Here is a 12,906-nt window from a genome sequence, read left to right as displayed (position 1 = left end):
GGCGTTATGGGTGAGCAGTTATTTGTAAGGTATTATGTTTACTGAAATAGCTGAACATTTTTACAAAAAAATCAGCATTGGATGGTGTCAGTTCTTGATCTGTTTTGAGGATAAAAGTTCTTCCCTTATAAATAACCGGACAAAAAACAGTGGCAAAAGTATGGGCTGCATAGCCATCTCTCATTTTTGCAGTACTTGTAACCACATAGCAGCCGGAATCTTCCTTTAATTGATATGAATATTGGTTACTTATATTTAAAATAATTCCTCGTGAGCCATAATCCGATTCAACAACCTGATTGCTTTTGATCTGATTGATGGTTTTATTAAAATCGCTTAAGGTTTCTGGTGATGGGCTAAACAACTCTACGAAAGTATAGTTACCGGGTGTTCGCGGAGAGACCTGATCATTTGTGTCGAGAAAATATTTGAGTTCTTTCTCTATTTTCATGAACATGTTATTTACCCAGTTTATTTTTAAAGCAGGCATATTCTGAACATAATCATTCCACGACTCAAATTTAACGACCGGATAATTGGTTGCCATTAAATTTTTTGCATGTTTTAAAAGATGTACTGAAAGTTCCAGCTTTTGCTTTTTAGGGTATTTCTGGGTCCAGCTGATTTCAGCGCTATAAACTAAAAAGCATTTTTTCACTGCATCATATTGGAGATTACAGGTGAAGAACGTTTCACCCTGACTATAAATAACGCTATTATCATCTTCGTAATAAACGGCATCTATTCTTTCACCGCCGGCCTTTAAATCAGCTACAGAAAACTGTTTCGAATCATTTGAAGGAATGATATAAATATGCTCCGAATGAAGCTTTTCATTACTGGTAAAGAAATCAGCTAAATTTACGCTTAGAGAATTGGTGTCGATTTTCGCAAGATCTATATCCCCTAATAAAACTTCTCCGGGCGCAACTTTTTCCACTTCAAAATCACAATTTTCGGGGATATTCAGTGAATAAGTTTTGTTGATTAAAACTGTTTTTAAGGGCAGTTTTAATTTCATAATTCTTTGATATTCTGTCTTGGAAACCTCTTCCATATCATCAATGCCAGAATCCTCTTCACGATCCGTTTTTACTGTCCGTTTGCAACCATAAAAACATACGGCTGATAATATGATAAAGACCAGGAATTTTTTAATACAGAAATGTGAGCGCATATTCATCATAAGTTTTTTGAAGGTAATCAAATATAGAATAAACCTGTTAATTACACTTATTCTATGATCAACTGTTTCTTGTACGCTTCAAAATTTTATTGTTGTTCTTCTATTATTTCTGCCTCAATGATTGGGTTGATGTTAATTTTGGCACCTTCCAGTAAGAAAACACTTGCGCCAAATTCTCTTGAAAATGGATTTTTTACTTCGCCAATTTTGGTAATCTTCGCAAAAATGGGTTGCTCCTTCTTCCTTTGCGGATCTTCATCATAAGTACCCTGAATTAAAATTAAATCTTTAACCGGCTTCTTCAACTTGAACCAATGCAAATAATCATCACTATAGGCAACAGCTCCGATATTGGGATATTTAGAATAATAATTGATTGCAGCTGCCTGCCCATAGTTATCTGCGCGTACGAGTACCGTGCTTTTATCTTTAACCTGGCTGTATGCCATATCCGCTAAATGTGCAATTTCCTTCCAACCCAGCATATCAGCATAATCCTGCGGAAGCTGATGATTTTTTCCATCTTCCCATCGCAATGCTCCTACGCTTTCAAACCGCTTATGGCTTTTGATAATTTGAGCAGGAGAATACACCGGCATAAGCAAAGGAAGTACATATACAAATGATACCATTGTAAAAGCTATAACTGCACCCTTTACCAAATATCGCTTTGATAAAATTTGCCCGAAATATACTGCACCAAAACAGAGCAGTACCGGATAAAGCCCTAAAGTATAATAATCCTTTCCTTTGAAATAGATAAACACCAGCATGGTGAAAAGATAAGTTAAAATTACCCAACGGTATTTTAAGAAGGTCTTATGCCAGATCAAAACAGAAACCCCGGACAGAAGGAAAAAGAAGGAATTGATGAAGAACAAAAACTGGCTCATCAAAAAGTTTTTTAAAGAAACATTTACCAGCTGATATTTCTGCAACAGTTTCATATGGTGTAATACCGGGAAGCCACGGTTGATTTGCCAGATGATATTTGGAAGTGCAATGAATACCCCCACTAAAACCGCAAAATAAAAATGTTTCTGCGTAAATATTTTTCGCTGCCTGCCAATTAAGATAGCGGGGAATAAGCCAATAACCAGGAACAGGATATTGTATTTATTCAAAAAGCCGATAGCAATGGTGATGGCGAAAAAATACAGGTATTTGGGTTGTTCGCCATCAAAATAGCAGATCAGATAATAGAAAGCAGCTGTCCACGCTAAAACATCAAAGGAGTTTGGTTGATATAAGGTATTCAATCTTAAAAAGATTGAGCAGATCATGGCAATACAAACTAAACATTTTGACAACAAGTTACCGTTGATGGCCTCAACGATTTTCCAGCAAAAAACCAGTGTTAATGCGCCTAAAAAGGCAGGTACAAAACGTATCAGGTAAAAGCCGCCCCCTAGTAATTTAATCAACAATGAAAAAAATGATATCAATGGAGGTACGGAAGTAAATCCAAAGGCGGGGTGATTGGCCTGATCGAGGTACAAGAATTCATCCCGGTGTAATTCATAAACTGAATTCACCAATACAAAAGATAAAACTAATTTTAAAATTAGAAAAAAAGCAAGACAACTATATTCTTTTATCCGGTTCTGATATTGAGCCTCCATATTTATTTAACCGCATTGATGTATTGAAATATATTATCGTCTTTGACAGCCAATTGCTTAAATAGTTACGGTTCTAAAGTTTAATTTTTATTTATTCTTTATTCTTAGTATCAATCAAAATAGTAGTGGGTCCATCATTTACTAAAGCAATTTTCATGTCTGCGCCAAAAATTCCGGTTTCAACTTTTTTCCCAAGCAAAGCCGATAACTTTTCTATCATTTTCTCGTACAGGGGAATAGCAACATCGGGCTTCGCAGCTTTGGTAAAGCCCGGCCGGTTGCCCTTTTTCGTGGAAGCAAACAAGGTAAACTGACTAATCAACAGAATATCCCCGTTAACATCGGCCAAAGCTTTATTCATCAAGCCGTTTTCGTCACCAAAAACACGCATCCCGATAATTTTCTGGGCCAGCCATTCCAAATCTTCAGTGGTATCGGCATCTTCAATACCCAGCAGCACCAGAAATCCACCTTTGATTTCTCCTGTAATCTTTTCTTCTACTGTACAACTTGCTTCGGTAACCCTTTGTAAAACTGCCCGCATTTTATATTACTTTTGATGGATAAATTTAGTATGCGCAAGATAAGTATTTTAGTCATTGCTACTGTTCTGCTATTCAGCTGTAAGCAAAAATCAATCGTTCACCCTACCTTCTATTTTTGGAAAACCGATTACCATAATACTAAATCTGAGACCCAATATCTTGATCAGTTCAAATCGAAAGCCCTATATGTCCGGATCATGGATGTGGATGTTGACCCCAATCTTCAGCAGGCCGTTCCGGTATCTCCAATAAAATTTTCTGAGCCATTGCCACCTCAAGTGGAGATTATTCCAGTGGTTTTTCTGGTTAACCGGCTATTTTATGAAACCGATTCGAATAAGACAAAAATGCTCGCCAGCCGGATCGCGAATTTTGTGGATGCGAAAGTAAAGCAAGCGGGAAAGCAGCGTTTTACGGAACTTCAAATCGATTGCGACTGGACCAAAGCCACCCGTGAGCAGTATTTTAAATTTCTTAGCCAATTGAAAAATCAGCCCTTACTAAAAGGAAAAAGTATTTCAGTGACACTCCGACTACATCAGGTAAAAAACATATTAACCAGCGGAATACCACCGGTAGAAAAGGCCATGCTGATGTGTTATAACATGGGCAATCTGAGGCAGTATGGCGATCAGAATTCTATCCTCAATCAACATGAAATGGATATTTACCTCAAAGATGTGCTTGAGAACTACCCACTGAAACTGGATGTGGCACTACCACTTTTTGAGTGGGCAGTGGTCTTTAGAAATAAGGGATACGCCGGGATTTCGAAAAGGATTAATCAAAGCCAATTGCAAAACAAAAAACTATTCAGACAGCGGGGAGATTCTATTTTATATGACCTCTTATCAGACTATCCTGCAGCCGGATTAAAGCAAGGGGATATAGTAAGATGGGAGGAAGTTTCAGCAAAAGATTTACTTGCCACATCCACTTTTTTATCCCGATATTTGAAACCAGACGAACGAAATCTCGTTTTTTACCATCTTGACGCCGATCTTTTAAAACATTATACACATGAAGACCTCCAAAAAGTTATCGCTAATTTCTAGTGTTTTCCTGATTACATTTTTTGGCGAAATCGCAGTGAACCTAGCCTGTGGTGGAGAAGTAGATCCTTACGATTACTATATTTCATATTTCCATAACAATGTGCAGGGAGATGATTACATACCCTTTGCATTCAACCAAATGGCCTATTTAAACAGTGAAGAAGATGTGCTGAGTGAATCGGAAATTAACAGCAAAGAATGGGGAAAATATTTGGAGGTAAACCCGCAGGATGTACATAAAGTGATGTACCAGATAGATAGTGCCACCAATGTTAAACTGAAAAATTTTGATGAACAGGTTTCATCCTTACCGGATAGCTTACAGAAAAACACTTTTATCCAGGCTTTAGGGAAAAATAAAAATGCACGGAAGTACTTTACCTTCGCCAAAAGTACTGAACCTTTTGCCAATGTTAATTTTGATCTATGGGATCCTAAGCCAAGGGATACCACCGCAATGGCTGACCTGGCCACAGCAGCATTGAAATTAACAGCCTCAGAAAAAGACAGCTTTTTAAAAGTCCGTTACGCTTATCAGGCCGAAAGAATGTTTCACTATGCCGGCTTACATGCCGAAAGCAAAAATGTTTATGATCAATTTATAAAAACGAATAAAACCACCAGTGCTGTTAAGGGATGGGCACTGGCACTCTATGCCGGATCAACCAGAAGGCTGGGCAATCCGGAAGAGTCTGCTTTCTTATTTTCGAAGGTGTTTACCACTAATCCTGAGCGTAGAATCCAGGCTTATAAAAATTATTATTACAATAGTTCTCCGGTAAATGGCGCTTTAAAATATGCCAAAACAAACGATGAAAAGGCCAGTATTTGGGCCATCAATGGTTTTGGAAATCCAGATTTTAATATCGAAAGCTTAACCAGGGTTTATCAATATGAACCGAAAAGTGAGTTAAATGGTGCACTTTTAGTGCGTGAGGTAAATAAGCTGGAACAGGCTTTAATTAAAGACAGCGATCTGGCTAAAATCTCCTACCAATATTATTTTTATGATAGTGATAACTCAAAATCCAGAGACAGCATTAAAACCCTGAACTTAAAGCAACTTCACCTGGTTAAAGATTTCGCCTTAAAACTGGCTGAAGAAAATAAATATCCACAACCAGAACTTGGTACTTTAACAGCCGCCTACTTATCCTGGATGGAAAATAAAGATCTCGAAGCCTCAGGTTACCTGGCAAAGCTGAATGCTGATAAACTGCCGGAAAGATTGAAGGATCAATACCGGATTACGGATTTACTGATTAAAGCTAAAAACATTAAAAAGGGCAATCCATTTAATGAAAATGATTTGTTGCCCTCTTTAAAATGGCTGGATGAAAAACGATTTGCGGAGAATAAAACGGAGAAAAACGGACCATATGTGGCCTGGGCAGATCAGGATAAACGCTTTACCAGAACCACCAGAAATTTTTATCAGCAAATTCTGGCTCCGGCTTATTTGAAAATGGGCGATACCGCTAAAGCAGCTTTGGCCATGGTTAAGGGAGACCTCTCCTTCAGCCAAATGAAAAACAATTCACTGTTCGATAATATAAGTTATGCAAGCACTTCATTCTGGCGACAATATTTGAGTCCGGAGAGTATGCAGGGTATTGCAAACTATAAAACGAAAGCAAATGGAAATGACGTCACTGCTTTACTGGCGAAGGCCATAAACAGACTGAGTAAGGATGAATTTTATGAGCTTTGGGGCACTACTTATCTAAGAACGCATCAATATGATAAAGCGGTTCAAATGTTTGCGAAATTATCCCCTAACTATAACTATTCCAGTCCAACCAACTGGTATGCCGATGATGCAAATGGAAAGCTCTATTCGAATCCATTTATCCAAACCCTTAACGATTATCCAAAAAAATATGTGGTTGCAAAAGCTTCCGTTACAAAAAAGGCATTTGCAGCAGAAATGCTCCGGTTACAAAAATTAACCATCAGCGACAAAAAGAACGCTGCGCTTTACTTTTATAAAATGGCAAACGCAGTTTATCAAACGGGTTATTTTGGCAACAGCTGGTTTTTGATCAGTTATGACTGGTCATCTTATGATCATGCCAATGCTGCAAAATTTGATTATGATATAGATTATAAAAAAGCACAAACGGCGAAAGCATGGTATTTAAAAGCCAGAACTTTGAGCACAAATGCAGACTTCCGGGCGAAATGCACTTTCATGCTGGCCAAGTGTGCACAAAAGCAAATGATCTTAAATGCTAAATTAAACTCTTTCAGCTATTGGGACAAAAAAGATGTCAAATACAAAAACTTCATCAACGCCAATTATAACAATCCTTATTTTAAAGAAATGAAGTTGAAATACAGTAAAACGCCATTTTATCAGGTTGCCGCCGGAGCGTGTAGTTATCTTGGAGATTTTATAGCAAAAAAGTAGCGCAAGAGCGGGAAGGAGCAAAGAATAAAGAGCAAGGAGTAAAAATCAAGAAAGCTAAAATCCAGCTAATAACGAGGGAAAAAACGATCAACCTGAAACCCTGAACCTTCTCCCCTGCTACCACCTGATCAATGCACTAGCCCAGGTAAAACCAGAGCCGAATGCAGCCAGACAAACCAGGTCGCCATCTTTTATTTTCCCGGCTTCCCAGGCTTCACAAAGCGCAATGGGCACAGAGGCTGCTGTGGTATTCCCGTATTTCTGAATATTGTTAAAAACCTGATCATCACTTAGGCCAAGCAGTTGTTGTACATACTGGCTGATGCGTAAATTAGCCTGATGCGGCACGAGCATATCGATATCTTTTTCACTTAAATTATTTGCAGCCAGTGCTTCTTTAATCACTTCAGGGAATTTAACGACTGCCTTTTTAAAAACCGACGGACCATCCATATAAGGTAAGGCTGCACCACTATCTAAAATTTCTTTTGTCATGAACAACCCACCTAATTCCTGATCAGGAAAAGCTGGTTTATCCTTCATCCATTTATTGGCATGAGAACCCGGATAATGCATCGCCAGGATCTCTGCATCAGCGCCATCACTATGTAGGTGCGTACTCAAAATACCTTTTCCAGGCTCATCTGTGGGCTGCAATACGACTGCACCTGCCCCATCACCAAAAATTACCGATACATTCCGGCTCCTGGTTTCGAAATCCATGGCAAAAGAATGTTTCTCGCTCCCCACTACCAGAATATTTTTATACATGCCGGTTTTAATAAACTGATCGGCAACAGAAAGTGCATAAACGAAACCTGAACACTGGTTACGAATATCCAAAGCACCAATTTCCCCCATGCCCATTTCCCGCTGTAATAATACTCCACAACCAGGAAAATAATAATCTGGACTGAGCGTAGCAAAAATGATAAAGTCAACATCCTGTACGGTGATGCCGGCACGTTCGATGGCAATTTTCGCAGCCTCGATTCCCATGGTCGTGGTAGTTTCTTCGTAACGATCAGCAAAACGACGTTCCTGGATTCCGGTACGCTCCTGAATCCATTCGTCATTGGTGTCCATAAAACGGCTTAAATCAGTATTGGTATAAACATTTTTAGGAACGTAGTAACCAATACCGCCTATTTTAGATTGATGCATGTTATTATTCATAATTTGGTTAGGTAAAGTTAGTTATTTTATAAAGATAGCGCGGCGTACTTCTAGTGGATAAGCAGCTAAATGTCTAACATCTCAAATCTAATCTCTCAAATCTTCCAATTATTGTTTATTTTTGCCTCATGTCTACAGAAACCAAAGAAGAGACCTTTACGCTCGAAGAAATTTTAACTTCCCTAAAAACTGTACATCGCCTTATTTTGTGGAATGATGACATCAATACTTTCGATCATGTGATCTATTGCATGATGAAGTACCTGGATTATAACGAATCTCAATCTGAAAAAATTGCCTGGAAAGTACATAATGATGGCAAATGCCCTGTCTTAGAAGGTTCTTTTACAGAAATGGAAGTTTACCGGAAAATTTTGCAACAAGAGGGATTGACCGTTTCAGTGGACTAGATGCCAGCTTCAATCGATAAATCTTTAGACTGTAGTTGAGGTGTAGTCATTGGGAGGAGTAACAAAGAAGCAATCTTTTCACTCAGGATCAAGATTGCTTCAGCCAATCAAAAATCGGCTTCGCAATGACGATTTCCGGGAAAGAAATGCTACCGAACGTACTATTATAGCAAGCCTTTCAATAGCCCAGTCAACTCTGCCTGCGTAGTTTGGGTTTTATCTTTAGCATACCAGCCATGCAGTTTTTCGGCTAGGATTGGCATCTCAGTTGTTTCCCTTTTCCATTCTTTTAAAAGTTCCTGCAAAACCTGTGGCCTGGGTGCCCAAGTGGCTAAAACCTGATCGGCTGATTCATTCAGCACAATTAAAACTGGAATTGCCCTGCCACCATTCGTCAAATGTGCATCAATTAATGGCAGATTTTGATCTCGCAGTACAAATTTCAAATCAATTTTACCTAAAGATGCAGTTGCGATTTTATTAAACACCGGAACAATCTGCGCAGCATCACCACACCAGCCTTCCGTAATGACTAAGAACTTACGATTACCTGCCAATTGATCAATAGCAGTGGTTAAATCATCAGTCAAACTAATGGTCTTATCTACCCGATTCATGCGCTGCACGTTCATTTTAGTGTAGTGCAAATCGTAAGTTACATCGCCAGTAGCCTTTCCTTCTAACAGCAGTTGATCTATCAGGGCACGATAGGTTAAATAATCCATCCCTTGTTCATTGAATATTCCGCTATAATTCACCATAGTATTTTAAGATATATCGCAAATAAAAGCAGAAATTAAATCAAAATAATCATGGCTTTGCAAGAAATCGCTTCGATAATAATTACAGAGATTTTTAGATTACACAGCTATTTTTACTGGCTAAAAACAGCTACGATTTACTGCGCTTCATTAATTGTAGCTTTATTTTGAGCAAAATAAATTGAATAGAATCTATTGAGAAAGAAAGCTTACAAACTTGATTATATTTAAGCTTCCATCAGTTTGCTGAGGTGCTGCGTTAGCGCCACAAAGTCTTCAACAGTTAATTGCTCGGCACGTTTCTCAAAATAAAAATGATCATCCATTTTGTCTTTCGGCATTACAGCAGACACCGCATTACGCAATGTTTTTCTGCGTTGATTAAAGCCTGCTTTAACTACACGCCAGAACAGTTTTTCATCGCAATCCAGCGTTTCTACTTCGTTTCTGATTAAACGAATAACGGCAGAATGTACCTTTGGTGGCGGATTAAAAGTGCCGGGCTTTACGGTAAATAGGTATTCAATTTTATAATACGCCTGGAGAAAAACACTTAAAATTCCATAGTCCTTAGTGCCCGCAGGCGAAGCACAACGTTGCGCCACCTCTCTTTGAAACATCCCCACCATCTCCACAACCTTCTGGCGGTTATCTAAAATTTTAAATAAAATCTGAGAGGAAATATTATAGGGAAAGTTACCAATAATGGCAAAAGGACCTGGAAAAATGGTGTCGAAATCCAATTTTAAAAAGTCGCCGTTAATTAACCGGTCACCCAGCTGCGGGTATTTTTCATTCAGAAAATGATAAGATTCTGTATCAATATCAATCAGGTAAGTTTGTAAATCTTCACGCTGCAGCAAAAAATCAGAAAGAATGCCCATTCCGGGGCCAACCTCTAAAACCTGATGATACTGATCGGTATTCACCAGACTTTCAACAATGCGGTTGGCAATGCCTTTATCGGTTAAAAAATGCTGACCTAAATGTTTTTTCGCTTTTACTAAACTCATATCTCAAATTTTTGCCGAATATTTAACCGCAAAGAGCACAAAGATAGACTTATTATTGCTTTGCGAATAACTTAGTATTCTTTGCCCTTTCATTTTTTTTAAAGTCTTTAAACGAAAATCAGTATTTTGCGCTAAAATTTTCCAATAATTATGAGCGATAAACTTAAAATAGGTATTAGTATAGGCGACGTGAACGGTATTGGTTTAGAGGTAATTATCAAAACGTTATCCAACCCGGCTATTTTAAATTATTGTATTCCAATTGTTTACGGACACACAAAGGTTTCCTCTTTTCACAGAAAGGCAAATAATCTAGGTGATTTCAGTTTTAATGTGATCAATCACGCCAGCCAGGCACAGGTAAAAAAAGCAAACATGATCAATTGCTGGGAGGAAGATGTAAAAATCGAACTCGGGCAGGTTACTGCTACAGGTGGAAAATATGCGCTTTTATCACTCGAAAAAGCTACAGCAGATTTAGTGAACGGCGACATTGACGCGTTAGTTACCGCGCCAATCAATAAGCACAATATCCAGTCTGAAACCTTCGCTTTCCCTGGTCATACAGAATATTTACAGGAAAAAAGTGGCAGTAAAGATGTGCTGATGTTCCTAATCAGTGAAAATTTACGTGTAGGTGTCATTACCGGGCATATTCCGGTAAAAGATATTCCAACTGCTATTACAAAAGATAAAATTTTAAGTAAACTGAAGCTGATTAACGAAAGCTTAAAAAAGGATTTCTGGATTGAGAAACCAAAAATTGCGGTACTAGGTTTAAATCCGCATGCCAGCGATAATGGCCTGCTTGGCGCGGAAGAGGCTGAAATTATTACGCCCGCCATTCAGGAAGCATATGATAAAGGCCTGATGGTTTTTGGCCCATACCCTGCCGATGGTTTTTTTGGAAATGGCAGTTACAAAAAATTTGATGCTGTTTTAGCCATGTACCACGATCAGGGCTTAATTCCGTTTAAAACTTTAGCCTTCCATAATGGTGTTAACTTCACTGCCGGATTAAACTTTGTCCGTACTTCTCCAGATCATGGAACAGGCTACGACATCGCCGGAAAAGACCTTGCAGATGCTACTTCATTTACAGAAGCATTATTTTCGGCCATCCACATTGTGAAAAACCGCAGAGAACAAGAGGAAATGTTAAGCGGCCAGTTGCGTTCGGGTGGGAAGGTCGTTGAAACGCAGTTTGATATTAAAGACGATGCTTCATAAGCGAACCTTTCAGGCTTTAGAAACACTATAGGTTTAATCAAAAGAAGAAAACCATGTCAAAATTACCTCCAATTATACATCCAGCTGCTTTAGCCTCGCTTAGGGCTAACAATGATATTATCATTATTGATGCCAGTGCAGGTTCAAAAGCACGATACGTGGAACAACATTTGGCGGGTGCGCTTTTTGCAGATGTAAACGAAGATTTGGCGAATATCGGTGACTTCGCTAAAGGTGGCCGTCATCCATTACCTGATGTTAAACAATTTGCTCAGGTGTTGCAAAAATTCGGCATCAGCAAGAATAGTCATGTTATTGTTTATGACGATAAGAATGGTGGCAATGCAGCTGCCAGGCTCTGGTGGATGCTCCGTGCAATCGGCCATGAAAAAGTTCAGGTGATAGATGGTGGATTTCAGGCAGCGGTAAAGGCTGGTTTTCCAACAACAAATAAGGTAGCAACCCCAAGGACTGCTGATGCGTACGAAGCGGATGCCTGGACTCTCCCCTTATCAGATATGGCCGAAGTGGAAGCAGTGGCAAAAACAGCCGGCCACCTGGTTATTGATGTACGTGATGCTAACCGTTATGCAGGCTTAACAGAACCCATTGATACCCTTGCAGGGCATATTCCGGGTGCGGTAAATATTCCTTTTACTGAGAATTTAGATGCTGAAGGATTTTTCCTTCCACCTGAAAAACTTAAAGCTAAATACAGTAAAGCCCTGGCTAACATTAAATCTGAAAATGTGATTGTACACTGTGGCTCCGGTATCACCGCCTGCCATACACTACTTGCTTTGGATTATGCCGGATTACCAATGGCTAAGCTTTATGTGGGATCATGGAGTGAGTGGAGCAGAAATAATAAGGAAATGGTTTTTAAATAGATAACAATTTTTAAAAAACATTTTTTATCTAATTATTTTATCCATACATTTGCAGGCTAAAATTTTACAGTACTTTGAACCCATTAAAACAATTTTCTATACCGTTTACCGGACTAAAATTGGGAACTCATCAGTTTGATTATGAGCTTGATGACCGTTTTTTTAATGCTTTTGAGTATTCGTTAATTAAAAGTGGTAATTTAAAGGTTAACCTGGAACTTGATAAGCAAGAGACCATGTTACTCTTAAAATTTAAGGTCATTGGAACATTAAATTTAGATTGCGATAAATGCTTATCGGAATTTGCTTACCCGGTTAACTTATACGAAAGACAAATCGTAAAATTTGCAGGAGATGAGCTGGAAAGCGATGACGAAGAAATCATTTCGCTAAGCCGTAAAGATTCTGAGATTGATATATCAGGTCCATTATACGAAATGATTAACGTTTCTGTACCTTATATCAAAAACTGCGAGCAGGCAGATAAAGAGTGTGATCAGGAAATGATTGATCACTTAGCGCAACTCTCTATTGATAAGCAGGCAGAAGAAAATGAACAAACAAGCGACCCACGTTGGGAAGCCCTTAATAAGTTAAAAAAATAATTA

General features: G+C 38.6%; 12 protein-coding genes. 6 read left to right on the top strand and 6 right to left on the bottom strand.

Features of this window, described 5'->3' with window-relative positions; all coding sequences use genetic code 11:
* Positions 1-4: 4 nt before the first annotated feature.
* The 3 genes from CBW18_RS17290 to dtd form a co-directional block, all read right to left on the bottom strand.
* Positions 5-1,177, bottom strand: a complete 1,173-nt coding sequence (locus tag CBW18_RS17290) for a hypothetical protein (protein WP_140418704.1) — start codon at positions 1,175-1,177, stop codon at positions 5-7.
* 95 nt (positions 1,178-1,272) lie between these two features.
* On the bottom strand, positions 1,273-2,721 hold the full coding sequence (locus CBW18_RS17285) for a glycosyltransferase family 39 protein (RefSeq protein WP_172406562.1): 1,449 nt from the start codon (positions 2,719-2,721) through the stop codon (positions 1,273-1,275).
* A gap of 178 nt (positions 2,722-2,899) precedes the next feature.
* Positions 2,900-3,352, bottom strand: coding sequence for a D-aminoacyl-tRNA deacylase (gene dtd / locus CBW18_RS17280; protein WP_088302572.1), 453 nt, complete (start codon positions 3,350-3,352; stop codon positions 2,900-2,902).
* Positions 3,353-3,367: 15 nt separating this feature from the next.
* On the opposite strand from dtd, the gene CBW18_RS17275 reads away from it, so the two are divergent.
* On the top strand, positions 3,368-4,408 hold the full coding sequence (locus tag CBW18_RS17275; RefSeq protein WP_088302571.1) for a hypothetical protein: 1,041 nt from the start codon (positions 3,368-3,370) through the stop codon (positions 4,406-4,408).
* Entirely contained in the window at positions 4,374-6,818 is a 2,445-nt protein-coding gene (locus tag CBW18_RS17270; RefSeq protein WP_088302570.1) for a hypothetical protein, read from the top strand. Before CBW18_RS17275 ends, CBW18_RS17270 begins: the two co-directional genes overlap by 35 nt.
* A 117-nt stretch (positions 6,819-6,935) precedes the next feature.
* On the opposite strand, the gene CBW18_RS17265 is transcribed toward CBW18_RS17270, so the two are convergent.
* The gene (locus CBW18_RS17265; protein ID WP_253249071.1) at positions 6,936-7,994 is read right to left on the bottom strand and encodes a 3-oxoacyl-ACP synthase III family protein; all 1,059 of its coding nucleotides are present in this window, start codon (positions 7,992-7,994) and stop codon (positions 6,936-6,938) included.
* A 128-nt stretch (positions 7,995-8,122) separates the two neighbouring features.
* Between CBW18_RS17265 and CBW18_RS17260 the strand changes: the two genes are divergently transcribed.
* Entirely contained in the window at positions 8,123-8,404 is a 282-nt protein-coding gene (locus tag CBW18_RS17260; protein WP_088302569.1) for an ATP-dependent Clp protease adaptor ClpS, read from the top strand.
* 164 nt (positions 8,405-8,568) lie between these two features.
* Here the strand turns inward: CBW18_RS17260 and CBW18_RS17255 are convergent, their stop codons facing one another.
* Together CBW18_RS17255 and rsmA are read right to left on the bottom strand one after the other, a co-directional pair.
* On the bottom strand, positions 8,569-9,165 hold the full coding sequence (locus CBW18_RS17255; RefSeq protein WP_088302568.1) for a thioredoxin family protein: 597 nt from the start codon (positions 9,163-9,165) through the stop codon (positions 8,569-8,571).
* 227 nt (positions 9,166-9,392) lie between these two features.
* A complete protein-coding gene (rsmA, locus tag CBW18_RS17250) occupies positions 9,393-10,178 on the bottom strand; it encodes a 16S rRNA (adenine(1518)-N(6)/adenine(1519)-N(6))-dimethyltransferase RsmA (RefSeq protein WP_088302567.1) in 786 nt (261 codons plus the stop codon).
* Positions 10,179-10,328: 150 nt separating this feature from the next.
* On the opposite strand from rsmA, the gene pdxA reads away from it, so the two are divergent.
* The 3 genes from pdxA to CBW18_RS17235 all read left to right on the top strand — a co-directional run bounded on the left by pdxA (position 10,329) and on the right by CBW18_RS17235 (position 12,903).
* Positions 10,329-11,408 carry a 4-hydroxythreonine-4-phosphate dehydrogenase PdxA gene (gene pdxA / locus CBW18_RS17245; protein ID WP_088302566.1) on the top strand — a complete coding sequence of 360 codons (1,080 nt, stop codon included), beginning with the start codon at positions 10,329-10,331 and terminating at the stop codon, positions 11,406-11,408.
* A gap of 53 nt (positions 11,409-11,461) precedes the next feature.
* A complete protein-coding gene (locus CBW18_RS17240; protein WP_088302565.1) occupies positions 11,462-12,298 on the top strand; it encodes a sulfurtransferase in 837 nt (278 codons plus the stop codon).
* 74 nt (positions 12,299-12,372) lie between these two features.
* A complete protein-coding gene (locus tag CBW18_RS17235) occupies positions 12,373-12,903 on the top strand; it encodes a DUF177 domain-containing protein (RefSeq protein WP_088302564.1) in 531 nt (176 codons plus the stop codon).
* The last annotated feature ends 3 nt before the right edge of the window (positions 12,904-12,906 follow it).

This window comes from Pedobacter sp. AJM (assembly GCF_002197755.1).
Taxonomy (GTDB): Bacteria; Bacteroidota; Bacteroidia; order Sphingobacteriales; family Sphingobacteriaceae; genus Pedobacter.
This window is presented reverse-complemented; position numbering and strand designations above follow the sequence as displayed.

Excerpts from the sequence above, each read along its gene's own strand:
- dtd (WP_088302572.1), bottom strand. The coding sequence starts at position 3,352 with ATGCGGGCAGTTTTACAAAGGGTTACCGAAGCAAGTTGTACAGTAGAA.
- CBW18_RS17240 (WP_088302565.1), top strand. The coding sequence starts at position 11,462 with ATGTCAAAATTACCTCCAATTATACATCCAGCTGCTTTAGCCTCGCTT.
- pdxA (WP_088302566.1), top strand. The coding sequence starts at position 10,329 with ATGAGCGATAAACTTAAAATAGGTATTAGTATAGGCGACGTGAACGGT.
- CBW18_RS17290 (WP_140418704.1), bottom strand. The coding sequence starts at position 1,177 with ATGCGCTCACATTTCTGTATTAAAAAATTCCTGGTCTTTATCATATTA.
- CBW18_RS17260 (WP_088302569.1), top strand. The coding sequence starts at position 8,123 with ATGTCTACAGAAACCAAAGAAGAGACCTTTACGCTCGAAGAAATTTTA.
- CBW18_RS17255 (WP_088302568.1), bottom strand. The coding sequence starts at position 9,165 with ATGGTGAATTATAGCGGAATATTCAATGAACAAGGGATGGATTATTTA.
- CBW18_RS17270 (WP_088302570.1), top strand. The coding sequence starts at position 4,374 with ATGAAGACCTCCAAAAAGTTATCGCTAATTTCTAGTGTTTTCCTGATT.
- CBW18_RS17275 (WP_088302571.1), top strand. The coding sequence starts at position 3,368 with ATGGATAAATTTAGTATGCGCAAGATAAGTATTTTAGTCATTGCTACT.
- CBW18_RS17265 (WP_253249071.1), bottom strand. The coding sequence starts at position 7,994 with ATGAATAATAACATGCATCAATCTAAAATAGGCGGTATTGGTTACTAC.
- rsmA (WP_088302567.1), bottom strand. The coding sequence starts at position 10,178 with ATGAGTTTAGTAAAAGCGAAAAAACATTTAGGTCAGCATTTTTTAACC.